This window comes from Isoptericola variabilis (assembly GCF_050311655.1).
Lineage (GTDB): Bacteria > Actinomycetota > Actinomycetes > Actinomycetales > Cellulomonadaceae > Isoptericola > Isoptericola variabilis.
The window spans coordinates 807,502-829,420 of sequence record NZ_JBNOZM010000001.1 but is presented as its reverse complement, the minus strand read 5'-3'; the positions used below and the strand labels follow the sequence as shown (position 1 = coordinate 829,420).

General features: G+C 75.9%; 17 protein-coding genes. 3 read left to right on the top strand and 14 right to left on the bottom strand.

Annotation, left to right across the window (positions count from 1 at the left end; genetic code table 11):
* Nucleotides 1–19: 19 nt before the first annotated feature.
* From murC to mraZ, 11 genes are all read right to left on the bottom strand, one after another.
* The gene (gene murC / locus ACQP60_RS03910; protein ID WP_429728563.1) at nt 20–1,543 is read right to left on the bottom strand and encodes a UDP-N-acetylmuramate--L-alanine ligase; all 1,524 of its coding nucleotides are present in this window, start codon (nt 1,541–1,543) and stop codon (nt 20–22) included.
* On the bottom strand, nt 1,540–2,727 hold the full coding sequence (murG, locus tag ACQP60_RS03905; protein ID WP_429728561.1) for an undecaprenyldiphospho-muramoylpentapeptide beta-N-acetylglucosaminyltransferase: 1,188 nt from the start codon (nt 2,725–2,727) through the stop codon (nt 1,540–1,542). Before murG ends, murC begins: the two co-directional genes overlap by 4 nt.
* Before the next feature lie 10 nt (nt 2,728–2,737).
* Nucleotides 2,738–4,096: a putative lipid II flippase FtsW gene (ftsW, locus tag ACQP60_RS03900; RefSeq protein WP_429728559.1), complete on the bottom strand. Its 1,359-nt coding sequence runs from the start codon at nt 4,094–4,096 to the stop codon at nt 2,738–2,740.
* A 38-nt stretch (nt 4,097–4,134) separates the two neighbouring features.
* Nucleotides 4,135–5,595, bottom strand: a complete 1,461-nt coding sequence (gene murD / locus ACQP60_RS03895) for a UDP-N-acetylmuramoyl-L-alanine--D-glutamate ligase (RefSeq protein WP_429728557.1) — start codon at nt 5,593–5,595, stop codon at nt 4,135–4,137.
* On the bottom strand, nt 5,592–6,674 hold the full coding sequence (gene mraY / locus ACQP60_RS03890) for a phospho-N-acetylmuramoyl-pentapeptide-transferase (RefSeq protein WP_429728555.1): 1,083 nt from the start codon (nt 6,672–6,674) through the stop codon (nt 5,592–5,594). Before mraY ends, murD begins: the two co-directional genes overlap by 4 nt.
* On the bottom strand, nt 6,671–8,152 hold the full coding sequence (locus ACQP60_RS03885) for a UDP-N-acetylmuramoyl-tripeptide--D-alanyl-D-alanine ligase (protein ID WP_429728553.1): 1,482 nt from the start codon (nt 8,150–8,152) through the stop codon (nt 6,671–6,673). Before ACQP60_RS03885 ends, mraY begins: the two co-directional genes overlap by 4 nt.
* Nucleotides 8,149–9,792, bottom strand: a complete 1,644-nt coding sequence (locus tag ACQP60_RS03880; RefSeq protein ID WP_429728551.1) for a UDP-N-acetylmuramoyl-L-alanyl-D-glutamate--2,6-diaminopimelate ligase — start codon at nt 9,790–9,792, stop codon at nt 8,149–8,151. Before ACQP60_RS03880 ends, ACQP60_RS03885 begins: the two co-directional genes overlap by 4 nt.
* Before the next feature lie 131 nt (nt 9,793–9,923).
* The gene (locus ACQP60_RS03875) at nt 9,924–11,951 is read right to left on the bottom strand and encodes a peptidoglycan D,D-transpeptidase FtsI family protein (RefSeq protein ID WP_429728549.1); all 2,028 of its coding nucleotides are present in this window, start codon (nt 11,949–11,951) and stop codon (nt 9,924–9,926) included.
* A 152-nt stretch (nt 11,952–12,103) separates the two neighbouring features.
* Complete coding sequence (gene ftsL, locus ACQP60_RS03870; protein ID WP_429728547.1) at nt 12,104–12,535, bottom strand: cell division protein FtsL; 432 nt, start codon at nt 12,533–12,535, stop codon at nt 12,104–12,106.
* A complete protein-coding gene (gene rsmH, locus ACQP60_RS03865) occupies nt 12,532–13,584 on the bottom strand; it encodes a 16S rRNA (cytosine(1402)-N(4))-methyltransferase RsmH (RefSeq protein WP_429728545.1) in 1,053 nt (350 codons plus the stop codon). The genes ftsL and rsmH overlap by 4 nt, the downstream gene beginning before the upstream one ends.
* A gap of 223 nt (nt 13,585–13,807) precedes the next feature.
* Nucleotides 13,808–14,242, bottom strand: a complete 435-nt coding sequence (gene mraZ / locus ACQP60_RS03860) for a division/cell wall cluster transcriptional repressor MraZ (RefSeq protein ID WP_429728806.1) — start codon at nt 14,240–14,242, stop codon at nt 13,808–13,810.
* A gap of 404 nt (nt 14,243–14,646) precedes the next feature.
* Here mraZ and ACQP60_RS03855 point away from each other — a divergent pair, with 404 nt between their 5' ends.
* Genes ACQP60_RS03855 through ACQP60_RS03845 form a run of 3 tightly spaced genes read left to right on the top strand, consistent with a single transcriptional unit; the run spans nt 14,647 to nt 19,405 of the window.
* Nucleotides 14,647–15,759 carry an AAA family ATPase gene (locus tag ACQP60_RS03855; RefSeq protein WP_429728543.1) on the top strand — a complete coding sequence of 371 codons (1,113 nt, stop codon included), beginning with the start codon at nt 14,647–14,649 and terminating at the stop codon, nt 15,757–15,759.
* Between the two features lie 8 nt (nt 15,760–15,767).
* Complete coding sequence (locus ACQP60_RS03850) at nt 15,768–17,171, top strand: DUF58 domain-containing protein (protein ID WP_429728541.1); 1,404 nt, start codon at nt 15,768–15,770, stop codon at nt 17,169–17,171.
* Nucleotides 17,168–19,405 carry a transglutaminase TgpA family protein gene (locus ACQP60_RS03845; protein ID WP_429728539.1) on the top strand — a complete coding sequence of 746 codons (2,238 nt, stop codon included), beginning with the start codon at nt 17,168–17,170 and terminating at the stop codon, nt 19,403–19,405. The genes ACQP60_RS03850 and ACQP60_RS03845 overlap by 4 nt, the downstream gene beginning before the upstream one ends.
* Before the next feature lie 317 nt (nt 19,406–19,722).
* Here ACQP60_RS03845 and ACQP60_RS03840 read toward each other — a convergent pair whose 3' ends face one another.
* From ACQP60_RS03840 to ACQP60_RS03830, 3 genes are read right to left on the bottom strand one after another with little or no spacing between them, the layout of a single operon-like run.
* A complete protein-coding gene (locus ACQP60_RS03840) occupies nt 19,723–20,151 on the bottom strand; it encodes a DUF3040 domain-containing protein (RefSeq protein ID WP_429728537.1) in 429 nt (142 codons plus the stop codon).
* Nucleotides 20,152–20,189: 38 nt separating this feature from the next.
* Entirely contained in the window at nt 20,190–21,467 is a 1,278-nt protein-coding gene (locus ACQP60_RS03835; protein ID WP_429728535.1) for a DNA polymerase IV, read from the bottom strand.
* Entirely contained in the window at nt 21,464–21,880 is a 417-nt protein-coding gene (locus tag ACQP60_RS03830) for an SAV_6107 family HEPN domain-containing protein (protein ID WP_429728533.1), read from the bottom strand. Before ACQP60_RS03830 ends, ACQP60_RS03835 begins: the two co-directional genes overlap by 4 nt.
* Between the last annotated feature and the right edge of the window lie 39 nt (nt 21,881–21,919).

Below are 21,919 nucleotides of genomic sequence, written 5' to 3'. Positions count from 1 at the left end.
GGGCGGGCTGGCGGTCGCATCACCCCATGGTCTCGTCGGGTGCGGCGCCGCCCGGCGACGCCACGCCGGAGGTGCGCGTGGCGAGGTCCGACAGGATCACCGGGCCGAGCTCGGTGACGTCACCCGCGCCGACGGTCAGCACCACGTCGCCAGGCCGCGCGAGCGCGGAGGCCACGTGGGCCGCCTCGAACCGGTCCTCGACGGCGCGCACTCCCCCGCCGGTGGACGTCCGCTCCAGCAGGTCGGTGATCGTGCGCGGGCCCACCGCCGGGTCGACGTCCTCGCGCGCCCGGTACACGCCGGTCACGACGACCTCGTCCGCGAGCGCCAGCGCCGCGGCGAACCGCCCCGCGAAGATCCGCGTGCGCGAGTACAGGTGCGGCTGGAAGAGGATCACGATGCGGCCGTCCCCGGCCACGGGCCGGGCCGCCCGCAGCAGCGCCTCCACCTCGGTGGGGTGGTGGTCGTAGCTGTCGAACACCCGCACGCCGTCGGCCGCGCCCTTGGGCTCGAACCGCCGCCCCGTGCCGACGAACGTGCCCGCGGCGCGGACCGCGTCGCCCGGCTCGGCGCCGAGCAGTACCGCCGTCACCACGGCGGCCGTCGCGTTGAGCGCGTTGTGCGCGCCCGGCACGGCGAGGCGCAGCTCGCGCGGGTCCTCGCCCAGCGGGCCGCCGGAGACGACCGCCTCGACGGTGCCCGCCCCGACGACGACGTCGCGCACCCGCACGTCCGCTCCCGCGGCCTCCCCGTAGGTCACGACCGTGCCGCCCGCGGCCCGGTGCGCGTCCGCGAGGGCCCCGGAGCCGGCGTCGTCGGCGCACGCGACGAGCGTGCCGCCCTCGACGATGCGGCCGGCGAACTCCTCGAAGGCCTGCTCGAACGCCCGCTGCGAGCCGTAGTGGTCCAGGTGGTCCGGCTCGACGTTGGTCACCACGGCGACGGTGGGCGCGTAGTTGAGGAACGAGCCGTCCGACTCGTCCGCCTCGGCCACGAGCACGTCGGACGCGCCGAGGTGGCCGCCCGGGACCGCGCTCTCGCGACCGTCGGCGTCCCGGACCCGCACGGTGCCCCCGATCGCGAACGACGCGTCGACGCCGCATCCGCGCAGCACGGTCGCGACCATCGCCGACGTCGTGGTCTTGCCGTGCGCGCCGGCGACGGCCACCGCCCGGCGCCCGAGCATCAGCGACGCGAGCGCCTGGGAGCGGTGCAGCACCCGGATCCCGGCGGCACGGGCCGCGGCCAGCTCCGGGTTGGTCTCCCGCACCGCCGACGACACGACGACCGTGTCGACCAGGGGCGCGCCGTCCGGGCCGACGACGTGCGCCGCGTCGTGCCCGACCCAGACCCGCACGCCGTCGGCGCGCAGCGCCTCGAGGGCGGGGCCGGCCGCCGCGTCGGAACCCTGGACGTCCACCCCGCGGGCCGCCAGCAGCCGCGCGACGACGGAGACCCCCGCGCCGCCCACGCCCACCAGGTGCACGCGGCCGAGCTCCTCGACCCCCAGCGCCGGGGGGCGCGTCGACGGGGCCGCGCTCATGCCTGCCGCCCAGCGTCCGAACCTGCGCCGGTCCCCGTGGCCGCCTGCGCGACGGCCTCGGCGACGAGGTCGGCGACGCGCGCGGCGCCGTCGCGCACCCCGTGGGCGCGGGCGGCGGACGCCATCGCCTCGAGCCGCGGCCGGTCCGCCAGCAGCGCCGGCACGTGCTCGGCCACCCAGGCGGGCGTGAGGTCGGCGTCGTCGACGAGGAGGCCCCCGCCCGCCTCCACTAGCGGGGCGGCGTTGAGCCGCTGCTCGCCGTTGCCGATGGGCAGCGGCACGTAGACGGCGGGCACGCCGAGGGCGGCGAGCTCGCACACCGTGCCCGCGCCCGACCGGGCGACGACGAGGTCCGCGACGGCGAGGGCGAGCTGCATCTGGGACAGGTACTCGCGCACCTGGTAGCGCGCGGCCTCGAACCCGCCCGCCGCCGTGGCGGCGTCGACGGCGGCCCGGACCGGCCCGTCCTTGCCCTTGCCGGTGAGGTGCAGCACCTGGACCCCGGCGCGCAGCAGCGCCTCCACCGACCCGGCCAGGGCGGCGTTCACCGAGGCGGCGCCCGAGGAGCCGCCCGTGACGACGAGCGTCGGGAGGCCGGCGTCGAGGCCCAGCGCGTCGGCGGCCTGGACGCGCGCGGCCAGCGCGTCCTCCTCGCGGTCGGAGACGAGCTCCGCGATCTCCGCCCGCAGCGGGAGGCCGACGACCTGGGCTCCCGGCAGCGGCGTGCCCGGGAACGTCGCCCCGACGCGGGCCGCCCAGCGTGCGCCGAGCTTGTTCGCCAGGCCGGCGCGGGCGTTCTGCTCGTGGATCACCACGGGGACGCCCCTGCGCCGGGCGGCGAGGTAGGCGGGCGTGGAGACGTACCCGCCGAAGCCGACGACGGCCTGCGCGCCGATCTCGTCGATCGCGGCCTCGGCGGCCTTGACGGCGGCGCTGAGACGGCCCGGCAGCTTCAGCAGGTCGACGCTGGGACGCCGCGGGAGCGGCACGCGCGGGATCGGCCACAGCCGGTAGCCGCGCTCCGGGACGAGGTCGGCCTCGAGCCCTGACGTGGTGCCGAGGGCGAGGATCCTGGCCTCCGGCTCGCGGGCGCGGAGCTCGTCCGCGACGGCGAGGAGGGGGTTGACGTGGCCGGCGGTGCCGCCCCCGGCGAGGACGACGGACGTGACTGCAGAGCTCTTCACACCGAGGACCCTATCGGCCGCCGTCGCCCCCGCGGCGTCGCCCTCTCCCCTCGGCGGCGCCACGCCGGCCGCGCCGCGACAGGACCGCGACCGAGCGCTTGACCACGCTCCGGCGCGCGGCCAGGGCCTCGGCGGCCCCGGGCTCGCTGCGCGCGAAGCTGATCACCACGCCCAGCGCGACCATGGTGGTCACGAGGGCCGACCCACCCGCCGACACCAGGGGGAGCGGGACGCCGATCACCGGCAGGACGCCGATCACCACGCCGATGTTCACGAAGGCCTGGCCCACGATCCAGCAGCCGATGGCCGCCGTGGTGATCTTCACGAACGGGTCGGGGTGGCGGCGGACCACCCGCGCCATCGCGATCCCGAGCACGGCGAACAGCGCGAGCACCAGCAGGGTGCCGAGCAGCCCCAGCTCCTCGCCGATCACGGAGTAGATGAAGTCGTTGTGCGCCTCCGGCAGGTACTTCCACTTCTCGCGGCTGGCGCCCAGGCCGACGCCGAACAGCCCGCCGGTGCCGAGGCCGTACAGCCCGTGGATCGACTGGTAGCACTCGCTCGCCGCGTCGCAGGTGGAGCCGTACGTCGCGAGGATGCGGGTGAGCCGGTCGGAACCGCTCTGGTTGACGATGAAGGTCCATCCCACGAACAGGGCAGCGCCCACGGCGCCGACCCCCAACATCGCCGCCGGGGCCCCCGAGACCCAGTACGCGCCCAGCCCCAGCAGGGCGAGGATCAGGGCGGTGCCCAGGTCGTGCCCCGCCATGACGAGACCGAGCACCGCGGCCAGGCCCAGCGCCCCCGGCACGAGCGCCTGCCCCCAGCTGCGCAGCAGGTGCTGCTTGCGCCCGAGCACCGCGCCCAGCCAGACGGCGAGCGCCAGCTTGGCCAGCTCCGACGGCTGGAACTGGACGGGCCCGAGGACCAGCCAGTTCCGGTTGCCGTTGACGAGCTTGCCGACGAAGAGGACGGCGACGAGCATCGTGAGCGAGGCGAGGAGCGCCGGCCAGGCGAGCCGCTTGTACCAGCGCACGGGCAGCCTCGCCGCGACCAGCATCAGGGGCAGCCCGATGAGCGCGAACCGCGCCTGCACCAGGAACGCGGCGAACGGCGAGTCCCCCGCGGCGATGGACGTGATCGTGGAGCTGGACAGCACCATGACGAGGCCGATGACGAGCAGCAGCCCGGTGGCGCCGACGAGCAGGTAGTAGCTCGTGACGGTGCTGTTCCACTGCCCCAGCCACGGGCGCTCGGCGCGCTTCGACGACGGGCGCGGCGTCGACGACGCCCGGCCCCGCGACGTCGTGCTCGACGCGCGGCCGGACGACCCTCGCGGGCCGCGTCGGGTGCCCGTCGTGACCGCCATCCGACACCCCTCGCTCGTCCTCGTGGCGCCGCGGGCGCCTACAGCTCCGCCACGGCCGTGGCGAACGCCTCCCCCCGCTGGGCGTAGGAGGCGAACTGGTCCATGGACGCCCCGGCGGGCGCCAGCAGCACGGTGTCCCCCGGGCGAGCCAGGTCACGTGCCGCCGCGACCGCGCGTCGCATCACCGACCCAGTGTCGCCGGGATCGACCGCGACGACGGGGATCTCGGGCGCGTGTCGGGCCAGCGCCCCGCGGATCGGCTCCTGGTCGACGCCGATGACGACGGCCGCGCGCAGGCGGTCGGCGCGGTCGGCGACGAGGGCGTCGAACGACGCCCCCTTCGCGAGCCCGCCCGCGACCCACACCACGGTGCCGGGCGCGTACGCCGCGAGCGAAGCGGCCGCCGCGTGCGCGTTGGTGGCCTTGGAGTCGTCGACCCAGGCGACGCCGTCGAGCTCGCGCACGCGGGCGATCCGATGCGCGCCGGGCCGGAACGCGCGCAGGCCGTCGCGCACGGCGGACGCGGGCACGCCGTGCGCGCGGGCGAGCGCCGCCGCCGCCAGGGCGTTCGCGACGACGTGCGGCGGCACGACGGGCGTTCCACCAGTGCCGGCAACCGCGCCGGGCGCGAGGTGCGCCAGGTCGGCGAGGGTGCCGAGCTCGGCGGCCGTGCGCTGCCGGTCGCGGGCACCGGGCTCGGCGTGGAAGGCGCGGTCGACGAGCACGTCCTCGACCACCCCCAGCTGCCCGGGCCCCGGGGCGCCCAGCGTGAACCCGACGGCGAGGGCCCCCTCGGTCACGTCGGCGTCGCGCACGAGCTGCTCCGTGCGCGGGTCGGCCACGTTGTACACGCACGCCACCTGCGCACGGGCGTAGATCCGGCCCTTGTCCGCCACGTACGCGTCGAGGGAGCCGTGCCAGTCCAGGTGGTCGGCGGCCACGTTGAGCACCGCCGCCGCCTCGAAGGACGTCGTGAGCGTGTGGTGCAGCTGGAAGCTGGAGAGCTCCACTGCGAGCACGTCGAGCGACGGGTCCTGCGCCGCCTCGACCACGGGGGTGCCGACGTTGCCGACCGCCGCGGCGCGCAGGCCCGCCGCGGTGAGGATCGACGCGAGCATCTCGACCGTCGTCGTCTTGCCGTTGGTGCCGGTGACGGCGAGCCAGGGGGCGGGGCCGCGCGCACCGGCACGCGCGACGCGCAGTCGCCAGGCCAGCTCGATCTCGCTCCACACGGGGACGCCCGCGGCGCGGGCGGCGGTCAGCAGCGGCGTGCTCGGCGCCCATCCCGGGGAGGCGACGACGAGGTCCGCGCCCGCGACGACGCGCTGCGCCACCGCCGGGTCGTCGCCGTCGCGCACGTCGGCGTCGTCGGCGCGACCGTCGACCGTCACCACGGACGCGGCCCGCCCCGACAGGGCGGCGACGACCGCCCGACCGGTCACGCCGAGGCCCGCCACGACGACGCGGGCGCCGTCGGGCAGCACCTGGGGCTCGGTCACGTGGCCACCCACTCGGCGTAGAACACGCCCATGCCGAGCGCGGCGAACAGGCCGGCGATGAGCCAGAACCGGATGACGATCGTGACCTCGCCCCACCCGGACAGCTCGAAGTGATGGTGCAGCGGCGCCATCTTGAACACGCGCTTGCCCGTCAGCTTGAAGAAGCCGATCTGGATGACGTCGGACATGACGATGACGACGAAGAGCCCGCCGATGATCGCGGCGAGGATCTCGGTGCGCGACAGGATCGAGATCCCGGCCAGGGCGCCGCCGAGGGCCAGCGAGCCGGTGTCGCCCATGAAGATCTTCGCGGGGCTGGCGTTCCACCACAGGAAGCCGATGCACGCGCCGGCGATGGCGGCGGCGACGATCGCGAGGTCCTGCGGGTCGCGCACCTCGTAGCAGCGCGGCCCGGCGGCGGCGAGCCGCTGGCACGACTGGTTGAGCTGCCAGATGCACACGATGACGTACGCCCCGAAGACGATGATCGAGACGCCCGTGGCCAGGCCGTCCAGGCCGTCGGTGAGGTTCACCGCGTTGGACCAGGCGGTGATGAGGAAGTTCGCCCAGATGACGAAGAGGATGAGGCCCACGGTCACGCCGGCGAACGCCAGGTCGAGGTTGGTGTCGCGCAGGAACGAGATGCGCGTGGACGCGGGCGTCCGGGCGTTGGCGTTGGGGAACTGCAGCGCGAGGACCGCGAAGCTGATGCCCACGAAGCCCTGGCCGATGATCTTCGCCTTCGGCGTGAGGCCCAGCGAGCGCTGCTTGCGGATCTTCGTGAAGTCGTCGAGGAAGCCGACCAGCCCCAGCCCCGTCATGAGGTAGAGGGCCAGCAGCGCGGACGCGCTGGGCGGCCGGCCCGCGACCAGCATGGACACCGCGACGCCGACCAGGGCCGCCGCGATGATGACGACGCCGCCCATCGTGGGCGTGCCCCGCTTGGTGAAGTGCGCCGTCGGCCCGTCCTGACGCACGAACTGGCCGTAGTTGCGATGGATGAGGAACCGGATGAACAGCGGCGTCCCGAAGAGGGCGACCAGGCCGGAGACGCCGGCCGAGACCAGGATCGCGATCACGGGGCGACCTCCGACGCGGCGTCCGGCGTGCTGTCCGACGTGCTGTCGGGGACCGCCGGCCCGCCCGCGGCGAGCTCGTCGCCGAGCCGCCACAGGCCCGACCCGAGGGAGGACTTCACGAGGACGACGTCGCCCGGCTCGAGCGCCTCGGCGAGCACCGCGCGTGCGGCGTCGAGGTCAGGCACGAAGACCGACTCCTCTCCCCAGGAGCCCTCCTGCAGGGCCCCCTCGTGGATGTGGTACGCCCCCTCGCCGACGACGACGAGGAGCTTGACGTTCAATCGCACCACGAGGCGGCCGATCTCGTCGTGCGCGGCGCGCGAGCCGTCCCCGAGCTCGAGCATCTCGCCCAGCACGGCGACGGAGCGACGCGTGCGGCCCGCCATGACGGCGAGCGCCCGCAGCGCGGCGCGCATGGAGTCCGGGTTCGCGTTGTACGCGTCGTCGACCACGGTGACGCCGTCCGGGCGCTCGGTGACCGCCATCCGGTGCGGGCTGACGGGGGTGGCGCGCGAGAGCCCGGCCGCGACGCCGGGGACGGTCCCGCCGAGGGCCAGGACGACCGCCGCGGCGGCGAGCGCGTTGCTCACGTGGTGCGCGCCCACGAGCCGCAGCTCGACGGGGGCGTCCGCCCCGCCGGCGACCAGCGAGAACCGCGCCCTGCCCGACGGGTCGACCTCGACGTCCGCGCCGCGCACGTCGGCCGAGGAGATCGTGCCGAACGTGGTGACGGTGTGCTCGGTGGTCGCGAGCGACGCCATCGCCGCGACGCGCTGGTCGTCCGCGTTGAGCACGACGGTGCCGCCGGGCACGACGCCGGTGACCATCTCGGCCTTGGTGCGCGCGATTGCCTCGACCGAGCCGAACTTGCCCACGTGGGCCACTCCGACCGCCAGCACGACGCCGACGTCGGGCGGCGCGATCCGCGTGAGGTAGGCGATGTTGCCGGGGCCGTCCGCGCCCATCTCGAGCACGAGGAAGCGCGTGGCCTCGGTGACCCGCAGCACGGTCAGCGGCAGGCCGACCTCGTTGTTGAAGGACCCGGTGGGCACCACCAGGCCGTCCTCGGGCGCGACGCCGCCCGGCAGCAGGTCCGCGAGGAGCTGGCCCAGCAGGTCCTTGGTCGTGGTCTTGCCCACCGAGCCCGTGACCGCGACGACCCGCAGGTCGCCGGCGGCCCGCACGCGGGCCAGCACGGCGCGGGCGAGCTCGCCCAGCGCGGCCTGGACGTCGTCCACGACGACCGTCGGCACCCCGTCGAGCTCGCGCGCGGCGAGGACCAGCGTGGCCCCCGCCTCGACGGCGCCGCGGGCGAAGTCGTGCCCGTCGACGTGCTCGCCGGGCAGCGCGACGAACAGCCCCCCGGCCTCGACGCGGCGGGAGTCCACCACGACGGGCCCGGTCACGGGTGTCGCGGCGTCGGCGTGCAGCCGTCCCCCGGTCGCCTCGGCGACGTCGGCGGCGGTCAGCGCGATCATGCGGTGGTCCTCTCGTGCCGCCGCTGCAGCGCGCGGCGGGCCTCTTCACGGTCGTCGAGCTCGAGGTCGACGCCCGCGACCTCCTGGATGGTCTCGTGGCCGCGGCCCGCCACGAGGACGGTGTCGTCCGCCCCGGCGTCGAGCACGGCCCTCTCGATGGCGGTCGCGCGGGGCGCGGCCTCGGTCACGACCACGTCGCGACCCGCCTCGCGTGCCGCGTCCCGGGCCGCGCGGGCCCCGTCGAGCACGGCGGCGCGCACGGCCGCGGCGTCCTCGCCGTGCGGGTCGTCGTCGGTCACGACGACGAGGTCCGCGCCCTCGACGGCCGCGGCGCCCATGGCGGGCCGCTTGCCCTTGTCGCGGTCGCCCGTGGCGCCGAAGACGACGACGAGACGGCCCGTCGTCGTCGGGCGCAGGGCGGCGAGCGCGAGCTCGAGGGCCTCCGTGTTGTGCGCGAAGTCCACGACGACGCGCGGGTGGCCGTCGCCGCCCGCGGCGACGACCTCCATGCGGCCGGGCACGACGGCCGACAGGCCGCCGACGGCGTCCAGGGCCTCGGCCACGTCCTCGACGTGCGCCCCGCCCTCGAGCACCATCGCGACCGCCAGCGCGGCGTTCGCCACGTTGAACCCGCCGGGCAGGGACGTCGACGTGCGCAGCGTGCGGCCGTCGGAGTGCGTGAGCGTGAACGCGGAGCCCGTGCCGTGGGGCGCGACGTCCGTGACGGTCCAGTCCGCCGCCGCCTCGCCGTCCCGCGGGGCGCGGGTGCGCAGCGTCGCGACGGGCACCCGCGCGGCCGCCGCCATGCGCTCGCCCCACACGTCGTCCACCACGACGACGCCGCGGCGCGCGTGCTCGGGCGTGAACAGCGACGCCTTGGCGTCGAAGTACGACTGCAGGTCGCCGTGGAAGTCGAGGTGGTCCTGGCTGAGGTTCGTGAACCCGACCACGCCGAACTCGACGCCGTCCACGCGGTGCATCGACAGCGAGTGGGAGGACACCTCCATCGCCAGGGTGCGCACCTCCGCCTCGCACATCGCGGCGAGCAGCGCCTGCAGGTCCGCGGCCTCCGGGGTGGTGAGCCGGCTCGGCAGCACCGTGTCGCCCGCGCGCATCTCGACCGTGCCGATCAGGCCGCCGGTCCAGCCGAGGGCGCGCAGCAGGTGGTCGACCTGGTAGGTCGTCGTCGTCTTGCCGTTCGTGCCGGTGACGCCGAAGGTCATGAGCCGCTCGGCGGGCTCGCCGTACACCCAGGCGGCGACGGGACCGAGCACCGCCCGCGGGTCGGCGGCGACCAGCACCGGCACCGCCGGGTCGAGGGCGTCCGGGCCGGACGCGAGAGCGGCGGCCCCGGCCTCGTCGGTGAGCACGGCGCGGGCCCCGCGGGCGACGGCGTCGGCGGCGAACCGCGCGCCGTGCGCGTGCGCGCCGGGCAGGGCGACGAACAGGTCGCCACCTGCGACGACGCGGTTGTCGGACGCGACCGAGGTGACGACGACGTCGGCGGGGACCTGCGGCCGGGAGCCGCCCTCGTCCGGGGCCGCCGGTGTCGTCACCTCGAGCCCGAAGGTCAGGGCGAGGTCCCGCACCCGCCGGGGCGTCGTGCCCGCGGGCCGGATACGGGGAAGCGGGGATGTCACGGAGAAGAACCTACCGTCTGCCTGCTGCGGGCCCGGCACCCACGGGGCCGGGCATGAGAACCGTCACTGACCTCGCGGCCCTGCTCGCCGGGCTGCTCGCCGGGCTGTTCACCGGGCTGTTCACCGGCTGCTCACCAGGTGAGGGCGTAGGGCTTGAACGGCGTGGTGCTCGGCGGCACGTCCATCTTCTGCAGCGTGTACCCCATGAGGTCGCTGAAGACCGGCGCGGCCACCACGCCGCCGTAGATCGACGACTGCGGGCTGCGCAGGAAGACGGACACCGTGTACCGGGGGTCGTCGGCGGGCGCGACGCCGATGAACGACGCCATGTAGGTGGTGCCGGACCCGGTCCACATCTGGGCGGTGCCGGTCTTGCCGGCGACGCGGTAGCCGGGCACCCGCGCGTTCGCGGCGGTGCCCTCCTCCCCCACGACCGACTCCATCATGCGCATCACCGAGTCGGCGGTCTTCTGCGAGACCACGCGCTGCTTCTCGGGGGCCTCGGCGGGCGTGAAGGTGCCGTCGGGCGCGCGCGTGCCGGCCACCAGGCTGGGCTCCACCCGGACCCCGCCGTTCGCGATCGTGGAGAAGACCTGCGTGGCCTGCATGGCGTTCACGGCCACGCCCTGCCCGAACAGGATCGTGTACGGGGTGCGGGCGTCGTGCGCCAGCGTCTGCTGCGAGGGCAGGATGCCGGCGGACTCGCCCGGCAGCCCGAGGCCGGTCGGGTTCCCGAACCCGAACTTGCCCAGGTAGTCGTAGCGGACGTCCAGCGGAATCTTCTCGCCGATCTGCACCGTGCCGGTGTTCGACGAGTGCGCGAGCACGCCGGCGAGCGTCAGCCGCTGGTCGGGGTGCTCGTGGGAGTCCTTGAACGACTCGCCGTTGGGGGTGGTGTACCGGTAGGGCACGCGGAACTGGCTGTCGGGCTTCCAGTACCCCTCCTCGAGGGCCGCCGCCATCGTGACGACCTTGCCCGTGGAACCGGGCTCGAAGACGTCCTTCACGGCGCGCGAGCCGTTGGCGACGGCGGACGTCGAGCGGTCGTTGGGGTCGACGTCGCCCGAGTCCGCCACGGCGAGCACCTGGCCCGTGCGCACGTCCTCCACGACGGCCATCGCGTACTTCGCGCCGGTCTTCGAGACGGCGTCGTCGAGCAGCTCCTCCGCCTTCCACTGCACGTCGGAGTCGATCGTGAGCTGCACGTCGCTGCCCGGCACCGCCTCCGTGGCGTCCCGCTCGGAGCCCGGGATCGCGACGCCGTCGCGGCCCCGCTCGTACGTGACGCTGCCGTCGGTGCCGGCGAGCACGTCCTCGTAGGCGCGCTCGAGCCCGCCCTGGCCCACCTGGTCGCGGTCCACGAAGCCGACGAGCGTGCCGGCGACGACGCCCGCGGGGTAGGTGCGGCGGGACGTGAGCTCGGTGCGGATGTAGGCCTGGAGGTCGAGCTTGGCGATCGCCCGCTGGACCTCGGGCACCGCGTTGCGCTTGAGGATCACGTACCGGTCGTCGCCGTTGAGCTTCGCGGCGAGCTCCGCAGGGTCCTCGTCCAGGATCGGCGCGAGGAGCTGGGCGATGCCGAGCGCGCCGTCCTGCACCGCGCGGCCCGTGGCGGTGTCCACGCGCTGGCCGCCCTGGAAACCCTGGATGGCGAGCGTGTCGGCCGAGATCGTGTACCGGTCGACGGAGGTCGCGAGCACGCGCCCGTTCGCGTCGACGATGTCGCCGCGGTGCGCGATCTCCACCGAGCGCGTCGTCCGGGCCTCCTGCGCGTCCGCGGCGAGCGCGGGCCCCTGGATGATCTGCACCTGCACCAGGCGTCCCACGAAGACCGTGAGCACGAGGGCCGCGACGACCATGATCCACCGCTGTCGCCGTTCCGGGTCGCCCGGGCGTCCCCGGCCCGCAGCCCCGCCGCGCGGGCGGGGCGGGGCGCCGCCGCGCGCCGGCGCACGCCCGGTGGGGCGCACGGCGGTCGTGGCGCGCCCCGTGCGCCCGGCCGGCGGGTTCGTGTTCCGGCCCGCTCCGGACCGGTCCGGGGCGCCACGGCCGGACGACGAGCGGGGCGTCGGACGGGCCGTCGTTCGTGCGGACGCCCCGGACGCGGGACGCCCGGTCGTCCGCGACGTCGAGCCGTTCGCGGTGCGGGAGGTGCTCACCCCCCGAGTCTGCGGGGCGGAGGTCCGCGGCGTGCGGGCCGGGCCCGGGCGTGTCGCGCGCCCACCGGTCGGACGGCCCCCCGAGCCGGCGCCCGCACCACCGCCCCGTGCGCCCCCGCGGGCGCCGCCGCGCGCGGGCGGCGTCCGGCCGGTCACGGCGTCTCCGTGTCGCCGATCCCGACCTTCGCGCGCTTCTCGACGCTGATCATCGTCGGGTCCTCGGCGGGGACCATGCCGAGCTTCGTGGCGCGCTCCGCGAGCGACGCCTCCGCGGCCCGGAGCTTCTCCTGCTGCGTCTGGACGTCCTGCGCCACCTGACCGACCTCGGCCTGGAGCCGCGACGCCTCGTACGAGCCGCGCGCCATCGACGTGTTGAGGAGCAGTGCCGCCAGCAGCGCGCCGGCGAGGATCACCGCGCACAGCACGAGGAACGGGACGCCCGACGTCGCCTGGAGGGGCGCGCGGACCGCGTCGAGCCGGCGTCCTCGGTCCGCGGCGCCGCCCGGCAGCGAGGTCAGCGGCGCGCGGCGGGGTGCCGCGGCGGGGCGGGTCCCGGGGGTGGCGGGGGCACGCAGGGCGCTCATCGGCGGTCCTCCTTGGTCTGCGGGCGGGGGTGCGTGCCGGTGGGCCGGCGGGGCACGGCGGGAAGCATGTGGTCGGGCGTGGGGCGGACGCGGCGCGCGGCGCGCAGTCGGACGGACGCCGCGCGCGGGTTGCGCTCGAGCTCGGCCTCGTCCGCCTCCTCGGCGCCCCGCGTGAGGGCCTCGAGGTAGGGCTTGTGGGTCTCGGGCTCGACCGGCAGGCCCGCCGGGGCGCTCGACGTCGTCCCGCGCGCGATGGCCCGCTTGACGATCCGGTCCTCCAGCGACTGGTACGACTCGACGACGATCCGCCCGCCGACGGCCAGCGCCTCGATCGCGGCGGGCACGGCGCGCTCGAGCACCTCGAGCTCGCCGTTCACCTCGATCCGCAGCGCCTGGAACGTCCGCTTGGACGGGTTGCCGCCGGTCTTGCGCGCCGCGGCCGGGATGGACGCGCGCACCAGGTCGGCGAGCTCTCCCGTCCGCTCCCACGGCCGCTCCTCGCGGCGCCGCACGATCGCCCGGGCGATGCGCGGCGCGAACCGCTCCTCGCCGTACTCGCGCAGCACGCGGGCGAGCGCACGCTCGTCGTAGGTGTTGAGCACGTCGGCGGCGGTGGCGCCGCGCGTCTGGTCCATGCGCATGTCGAGCGGGGCGTCCTGCGCGTAGGCGAAACCGCGGTCCGCCTCGTCGAGCTGCAGCGACGACACCCCCAGGTCCATGAGGACGCCCTGGACGCCGTCCAGGCCGAGCTCGGTCACGACGTCGCCGATCTCGTCGTAGACCGCGTGCACCGGGGTGAACCGGTCGCCGAAGCGCGCGAGCCGCTCGCCGGCGAGGCGCAGCGCCTCCGTGTCGCGGTCGATCCCCACGACCCGGGCGTTCGGGAGCTGGTCCAGCACCGCCTCGGTGTGGCCGCCCATGCCGAGCGTGCAGTCGACCAGCACGCTGCCCGGCTCGCCGAGCGCGGGCGCGAGGAGGTCGACGCACCGCTGCAGCAGCACGGGCAGGTGTCGGTCGCCCGCGGGTCGTGCGTCGTCCGGTGTGCTCATCGGTGCTCCTCCTCTCTCGTGCGGGTCCTCGGTCCGGTCTCTCGGTCCGGTCTCTCGGTCCGGTCTCTCGGGCTGGTCGCCGGGGCCCCGTCCGGCCAGGTCTCCCTCCGCGCCGTTCTGGCGCCGGGGAAGTGCGCCAGACCCTCGCGGGAGGAGGCCTCGTCGTACGGGGCCCCGCTGCTGCTCGTCTGCTGTGCGGTTGTGGTGGTGCTGCCGGTGCGGTTCAGAACTGCAGGTCGGGGAAGATCTGCTCGGCCGTCTCGGAGTACGACGACTCCTGCTCGGCCAGGTAGGTCTCCCAGGTGGTGCGGTCCCAGACCTCCACGCGGGTGCCGGCGCCGATCACGGCGACGTCCCGGTCGAGGCCGGCGTACGTGCGCAGGGCGGCCGGGATGACGACCCGCCCCTGCTTGTCCGGCAGCTCGTCGCTGGCACCCGACAGGAACACGCGCAGGTAGTCGCGCGCCTGCCGGCTGGTCACGGGGGCCTGCCGCACCTGCTCGTACATGCGGCCGAACTCGTCCATCGGGAGGAGGAAGAGGCAGCGCTCCTGTCCCCTCGTCATGACGAGGCCGGGAGCGAGTCGGGCACGGAACTTCGCCGGGAGGATGAGCCGGCCCTTCTCGTCGAGCTTGGGGGTATAGGTGCCGAGCAGCAGCCCGGCCCCCGGAAACGTGTCCTCCAGACCTGCCACGGCTCGCACCTCCCCTCGCGCTCCCGCAGCCTCCAAACTACTCCACTTTCCTCCACCGGGCGCGGTCAACGATGGGAAGTTCTCCCCATCTCACCCCCTCCCCACACAGTCCGCACACATCGCCGCAGGTCAGGAGCCCAGGGCGAGACGGGGCGCGGGGTGGAGGGCGGTGGAGGGACCTCGGCCGACGCGTGTCGCGCGTCGGCCCGAGCGAGCCCGGCACCCCGGGTCGGCGAGCGACGCCCGCCCGGACGCATTTCCGCGGGGCGCGGCGTGGAGCGATGTGGAGGGGGTGATCGTCGTCACGTCCGGCCCCGATTCCACTAGGCTGCGAGAACCGTCACGAGCACGTGAACCGGAGGTCACCCGTGCACCCAGAACCCGTCTCCCCCACGCTGGCCGGCGCGCCCACGGAGACGGAGGACCGCGGCGACCGCACCACCCCCGCCGTGGGCACCGGCACCGACGCCCTGACCCGGGACCTCGACGAGCTCGTCACCGCCACGACGCGCGTGCGCGAGGCGATCGACTCCGTCGTCTCGGGGCGTCCCGGCCTCGCCGAGGTGACCGTCGCGGTCCTGCTCGCCGAGGGTCACCTCTTGATCGAGGACGTCCCGGGGGTGGGCAAGACGACGCTGGCGAAGGCCCTCGCCCGCAGCATCGACTGCCGCGTCGGCCGCATCCAGTTCACGCCCGACCTCCTGCCGAGCGACCTCACCGGCGTCAACATCTTCCGCACCGCCACGCACGACTTCGAGTTCCGGCCCGGTCCCGTGTTCAACAACGTGGTGATCGGCGACGAGATCAACCGCGCCTCGCCGAAGACGCAGTCCGCGCTCCTCGAGTGCATGGAGGAGGGCCAGACGACGATCGACGGCACCACCCACACGCTGCCGCGGCCCTTCCTCGTCGTCGCGACGCAGAACCCGGTCGAGATGGAGGGCACGTACCCGCTGCCCGAGGCGCAGCGGGACCGGTTCATGGCCCGCCTCACCGTCGGCTACCCGGACACCGACGCCGAGCTGCAGATGCTCGACCGGCAGGAGTCCGCCGACCCCCTGGACCACCTGTCCCCCGTCACCACGGGCGCGGACATGGTGCGGTACGCCCAGGCGGTGCGCGCCGTCTACGCGGCGGGGCCCGTCAAGCAGTACGTGCTCGACCTGGTGGGTGCGACGCGACAGCACGAGGGCGTCCGGCTCGGCGCGTCGCCGCGGGCGTCGCTCCAGCTGCTGCGCGCCGCCAAGGCCGCGGCCGCCATGGCGGGACGCGAGCACGTGCTGCCCGACGACGTGCAGTCCCTCGCGGTCCCGGTCCTGGCCCACCGCCTGATCCTCAGCACGGAGTCCCGGCTCGGCGGTGTGACGCCCGAGGACGTGATCTCCGAGATCGTCCAGCGCACGGCCGTGCCGGGCGGCCGGGTCGCCGCCGCGCCGCCCGCGGGGTCGTTCGCGCGCCCCTCCCGCGAACGCGGCCGGTAGGGCCGGCGATGTCCGGCGACGACGAGCCCGGCGCTGTCCCCGCCGCCTCCGACGGCAGGGCCGGGCAGGGCCGTGCGAAGGAGACCGGCCACCCGGCGCTGCGGCGCCTCGTCCGCGTCCGCCCCACCCGGCGCGGTCTGGCGCTGCTCGTCGCGGGCCTGGTGCTCGCCACGGTCGGGGTGCTGCTCGACCTGCCCGACGTCGTGGGCCTCGGCGCCGCCGCCGTGCTGGCCGTCCTCCTCGCCTGGGTCCTCATGGGCGTGCAGCGGCTCGACGCCGGCCGCGGCGCGCTCGTGGTCACGCGCGAGCTCACGCCGAACCCCGTGGTGCGGGACCAGACGGCCGACGTCCGGCTGGTCGTCGGGGCCCGCGCGCGCACGGGCGCGGCCTACGAGCGGCTCGCCCGGCTGCGACTGTCCGAGCAGGCGGCGCACGAGCTCGCCGGGCCGCGCGGCATCCGCGCCCGGGTGACCGCGCACGCGGACCGGATCGCCGTGTCCTACGCGCTCACCCCGGCCCGCCGGGGCCGCTGGGCCCTCGGCCCGCTGCTCACCACGCGCACCGACGTCTTCGGGCTGGTCCGCACGACACAGCCGCTCGGCGCCGCGACCCGCGTCGCGGTGTGGCCGCGCACGGTCGCCCTGCCGACGCGCACACGGGTGCTCGGCGACGTCGAGCGCGCGGCCACCGGCGCCCGGCTCGCGTCCACGGACGACTCCGTCCTGCGCGAGTACGTCTCCGGCGACGACCCCCGCCGGGTGCACTGGGCGGGGTCGGCGCGCCAGGGCCGCCTCATGGTCCGGGCGGACGAGAGCGCGGGCGTGCGACCGGTGACCGTGCTGTTCGACCGGTCCCTGCTGCCGCCGCCCGTCGACCCGCGCACCGGAGTCTGGCCGTCCACCCGCGGGGCGCGCACCCTCGCGGAGGGCGAGCTCGCCGTCGAGTTCGCGGCCTCGGTGGCGACGTCGTTCCTCGACGCGGGCCACCCAGCGCGCCTGGTGCCCTCCGGCTCGGGTCCCGCACCGGTGCCGTTCGCCGCGGGGGCGCGCACCGGCCGGGCGACGGTCCTCGACCAGACGGTCGACCTGCGGGGGCACCGGGGGGCCGCCGACGCCGAGCGCGCCGTCCTGCAGTCGGTCCGCGCCCTGCGTGCCTCGCGCTCGCTGGAGGAGATCGTCGTGGCCGTGCTCGGCCCGCAGCCGGAGACTCCGCTACGGGAGATGGCCGAGCTCGGCGTGGAGGGCACCTGCTGGGCGCTCGTCGTCGCGCCCGGCGATCCCCGGGACGACGGCCCGACCCCCGCGGCCGACACGGTCGGCGCCCTGCGCGCCGCGGGCTGGCGCGTGGCCACCTGCCGCCCGGGGACCGCGCCCGACCACGCGTGGGCGCTGCTCGCGGAGGGAGCCGCATGATCCCCGCCCACGCCGGCCCGACGGCCCGCACCGTCGCCTCCGGCGTCCTGGTCGCCGTGGCGGTCGCCGCGTCGATGCTCTCGCTGACGAGCATCGTGACGCCCGGGGGCTGGACGCGCGCCGGCCTGATCGGCATCGTCCTCGTCAGCGCGACGACGGTCACCACCCGGGTGATGATCGAGCGCCGTGCCCGCGCGCGTGGCCTGCGCACCAAGGAGTCCGGTTCCGCGTGGCCCAGCGTGCTGGGCGCCGTCGTCGCCGCCTGGTTCGTCCTCGCGCGGTACGGCGGCCCCACCGCCGACCCCACCGTCGTCGTCACCCCCGAGCACGTGTCGCGCGTCGTGGCGAGGCTCGGCGAGGCCGGGGAGATCGCCCGGTCCGAGGTCGCGCCGGTGAACGGCAGCGTCCCCATGGGCCTCCTCACCGTGGGCGGCACCCTGCTGGTCCTCCTCCTCGCCGACGCGCTCGCGGGGGCGCTGCGCCGGCCCGCCGCGGTGGGCCTCCCGCTCCTCGCGCTCTGGGCCCCGCCGCTCGTGCTCACGGGCCGTGTCCCGTGGGGCGTCTTCGTCGTGACCGTCGCCGCGCTCCTCCTGCTCCTCACCCTCGACGGCCCGCTCGTCGCGCGGACCCGGCGGTCCGAGCGCACGCCCGCGCCCGTGCGACGCGCCGAACGGTCCCGCGCGGCCGCCACGACCGCCGGCGCCGTGGTCCTCGCCGTCGTCGCCGGGCTCGTCGGCACGGCGTCCGCCGCGCTGCCGGGCGGGCCCGCGGGCTGGTACCGGACCTTCACCACGACGGGCGACACCATCCGCCTCGCCGAGGACCTCGACATCCTGCGGAGCCTCACCGAACGGTCCAGCTCGGTCGTGCTGTCGTACGACACCGGCTCCGACGCGGACGTCGGCCCGCTGCGCAGCTATACCGCCACCGCCTTCGACGGGCGCCGGTGGCAGCGCGGCGAGGAGCGCGGCGGCCGGGAGTTCGCCGACCGCGACGTCCTGTGGCCGGACGACCTGCCGGCGGGCGAGCTGGCGACCCGCGAGGTCGCGTTCGAGGTCGGCGAGCTCCGGGACGACAAGCTCCCGATCAGCATCGACCCTCGCCAGGTGTCCACCGACTCCGGCGGGTGGGGGTACGACCCCGCGCGGGACGAGGTGGTCGGCGGCCTCACCGGCGCGGGCGACGCGTACACCCTCACCGTGCACGAGCGCGACCTCGACCCCGCCGTCCTCCGGGAGGCGCCCGCGGCCGACCTCGACGCGGTCTACACCCAGGTGCCCGGCACCGCGCACGCGGACGACGTCGAGGCGGCGGCGCGGGAGGCCGTGGGCGACGCCGACACCGCCTACGACCAGGCGGTCGCCCTCCAGCGCTGGCTGCGCGACCCCACCCGCTTCACCTACTCGACCACCATCCCCCGCGGCGGCACGGGTGACCCGGTCTGGGACTTCCTGCAGCACCGCACGGGCTACTGCATCCAGTTCGCGACGACCATGGTCGTGATGGCGCGGTCGCTCGGCATCCCCGCACGGCTCGCGGTCGGGTACCTGCCCGGCGACCGCACGGGCGACACCACCTGGCGGATCACCGGTCAGGACTCGCACGCCTGGCCCGAGATCTACTTCCCCGGCACCGGGTGGGTGCGGTTCGAGCCCACGCCCGCGCAGCAGACCGGGAGCCCGCCCGCGTACACCATGCCGAGCGCCCAGGGCGGCGCGACCGCAGCGCCCACGGCGAACGACCTGCGCGAGCGGCAGCCCACGGCGGGGAGCACCCCGACGGACGACGAGGCGACGCCGTCGGCCTCGTCGGTCGCGGCGGTCACCCCGGTCGTCGACACGGGGCTCCCGGCCTGGGTCTGGATCACCGCGGGCAGCCTCGTCGTCGTCCTCGTGGGCGGCCTGGTGCTGCTCCTCGCCCGCCGACGGCGCGCCTCGCAAGAGCTCGACCCCGAGCTCGCGTGGGAGCAGGTGCTCGCCGCGCTCGCCGCCGAGGGCGTCCGGCTGCCCCCCGCCACCACGCTGCGTGCCGCTCCGGAGGCCATCGCGTCGGCGGTGACCTCCCGGACCGGTCGCGAGCTCGCCCCCGGGGTGCGCGAGGACCTCGCCGCGCTCGCGCGGGCGGCCGAGACCCACCGGTACGCGCGCGATCCCGTCCCGCCCGAGGCCGACGAGCTCGAACGCCTCGCGACGACCGTGACGACCGGGCTGGACGAGTCGCTGTCGACCCGGTGACACGCGGGCCCGCCGGGTGACGCGGCCTCCCGCCGGGCGGAACCTCGCGCGGGCTGGCCCGTCCGTCCGGAGACCGCTGCGTCGCTCGACCACCGGACCCTGGCGTTGTCCTCCCCCGGACGAGCGACGAGCCCGCCCGTCCTCAGGGACGAGCGGGCTCGGTGCGTTCTGGGAGGCTCGGTGCGTTCTGGGAGGCTCGGCGAGTTCTGAAAGTTCGGCGCGTTCTCAGAGCTGGTGCGTTGTCGGGGATGACGCCGCACCGGTCACGTCCGCGCGACGGCGCCCTGGGCGCGAGCGCCCCGGGCGTCGGCGACGGTTCAGCGCCCCTGGTCTCGCCGCCGCTCCCAACGCTCCTCGAGGCGAGCCAGGAAGCCCTCCTTCTTCGCCGCGGGGGCCGGCCGCGGGGCCGCGCTCCCCGGGCGCGTCCGGTCCGGGTTGGTGGCGGGGTCGACCGTCCCGTCGGGTCGGACCACGCCCGTGGGGCCCGACCGGCGCGGGGCCGCGAACGCATACGCGACGCCGGCGAACATGAGGACGAAGCCGACGACCCCGACCCACGCCTGCGACGTCGCGGCGCCGACCACGAGCAGCAGCAACCCCGCGACGACTCCGACGCCGGCCAGGACAAACCGCAGGGGCGACCGGCGGCGCGCCTGCTGCAGCGTGTTGGCCAGACGGGGATCGTCGCTGCTCAGCGCGCGCTCCATCTGCTCCAGCACTCGCTGCTCGTACTCGGACAGTGGCATCGAGTCCCCCCGGGTCTCGCGGTGGAACGGTAACCCCCTCAGGATATGCCCGCGCCGCCCGGCACGGTAGTCGGCGGGGGTGAACCTCGACGCCGGCCGGTCGCCGCGCCAAGGCTGATCGCGGATCGGCCGAAGCGCTCGCGTACGGCGTCGAGCGCGAGCTCGGCCTCGCGGCGCGCCTCCTGCCGCGGATCCACGGCCTCCTCGAGAGTCACCTGCTCGGCGAGACCGGTCCTGACCTGCAGGTTCTCCCCCCGGACGCCGACCAGCCGCACAGGCAGCCCGCGCAGGTCCGCCGCGCCCAGCAGCTCACGCGCCACGAGGAAGATGGCGCGCGCCACGTCGGTGGGGCCGTCGAGCGTGCGCGACCGCGTCAGGGTCCGGAAGTCGCTGGTGCGGACCTTGATCGACACCGTGCGCGCGACCACCCCCTGATGCCGCAGCCGGGCCGCGACGCGGTCCGCGAGCTCGAGCACGCGCTGTTCCACCGCGCCCAGGTCCCACAGGTCGCGCTCGAACGTCGTCTCCGCCCCGACGCTGCGCTCCTCGTGACCCGGGACGACCGGCCGCGGGTCCCGGCCCCACGCGAGGTCGTGCAGGTGCGCGCCGGAGACCGACCCCACGGCCGCCTGCAGCGTGGGCACGTCGGTGTCGGCGAGCTGTGCCACGGTCGTGATGCCCCAGCGCGCGAGCGCCGCCTCCGTCTTCTCCCCCACGCCCCAGAGCGCCCCGACCGGCAGCGTCCGCAGGAACGGGACGGTGGCGTCGGCCGGCACGAGCATCATCCCGTCCGGCTTGGCGTGGGTGGAGGCCAGCTTGGCCACGAACTTGTTCTTCGCGATCCCGACGGAGCACGTGATGCCGTGCTCGGCGCGGACCTGCTCGCGCAGCCGGGCCCCGATCGCCGTCGGGGCGCCGAGCCGGCGCCGGGCCCCGCTCACGTCCAGGAAGGCCTCGTCCACCGAGATCCGCTCCACCAGGGGCGTGATCGTGGCGAGGATCGCCATCACGGACTCGGACACCTCGTGGTAGAGCGTGTGGTCGGGAGGGACGACGACGGCCTGCGGGCACAGCCGCAGGCCTGCGGCCATCGACATGGCCGACCGGACGCCGAAGGCCCGTGCCTCGTAGGTCGCCGCGAGGACGACGCCACGCTCCCGCCCGCCGACGATCACCGGACGGCCCCTCAGCTCGGGCCGGCGGGCCAGCTCGCACGACGCGAAGAAGGCGTCCATGTCGACGTGCAGCACGGACGTGCCGGACTCGTCGTCGCCCCAGTCGCGGAAGGCCTCGGCCGACCGAGGGCCGCGGCTCACGACGCCGCCGGGGCCACGGCGAGCGGCCGCGCGAACCCGGCGCGCGGGTCGACGAGGAGCCCGACCTCGTCGCGGAAGTCCTCCGCGCACGCCACGAGCTCCGCCGCCCGGCGGGCGTCCACGTCGGGCTCGAGCCCCGCCTCGACCGCCGCCCGGACGCGGGCTCCGGAGGCGAAGTACCCCGACCACGCGGCGAGGTCCGGCTCCACGAGGGCCAGCATGTCCCACACCGAGCGCGCCCGGGTCCGGGCCGACGGCCGGCCACGCAGCGCCACGACGGCGGCGGCCGCGCGCAGCGCCGCCAGGTGGGCGTGCACGAAGCGCTCGGCCGGGTCCGTCGTCGTCGCGGCCGCGGCGAGCTCGGCGTCGGAACGGTCCAGCAGCCGGGTCACCTCGGGGCTCGGGGGCAGCACCGCGCCACCTCCGACACGACCGGCATGGGCGCGACCGCC

What these genes read in the sequence shown, in the direction of transcription:
- ACQP60_RS03840 (WP_429728537.1), bottom strand. Translation starts at nt 20,151, where the DNA reads ATGCCACTGTCCGAGTACGAGCAGCGAGTGCTGGAGCAGATGGAGCGC.
- rsmH (WP_429728545.1), bottom strand. Translation starts at nt 13,584, where the DNA reads ATGAGCACACCGGACGACGCACGACCCGCGGGCGACCGACACCTGCCC.
- murC (WP_429728563.1), bottom strand. Translation starts at nt 1,543, where the DNA reads ATGAGCGCGGCCCCGTCGACGCGCCCCCCGGCGCTGGGGGTCGAGGAG.
- ftsW (WP_429728559.1), bottom strand. Translation starts at nt 4,096, where the DNA reads ATGGCGGTCACGACGGGCACCCGACGCGGCCCGCGAGGGTCGTCCGGC.
- ACQP60_RS03885 (WP_429728553.1), bottom strand. Translation starts at nt 8,152, where the DNA reads ATGATCGCGCTGACCGCCGCCGACGTCGCCGAGGCGACCGGGGGACGG.
- ACQP60_RS03850 (WP_429728541.1), top strand. Translation starts at nt 15,768, where the DNA reads ATGTCCGGCGACGACGAGCCCGGCGCTGTCCCCGCCGCCTCCGACGGC.
- ACQP60_RS03845 (WP_429728539.1), top strand. Translation starts at nt 17,168, where the DNA reads ATGATCCCCGCCCACGCCGGCCCGACGGCCCGCACCGTCGCCTCCGGC.
- ftsL (WP_429728547.1), bottom strand. Translation starts at nt 12,535, where the DNA reads ATGAGCGCCCTGCGTGCCCCCGCCACCCCCGGGACCCGCCCCGCCGCG.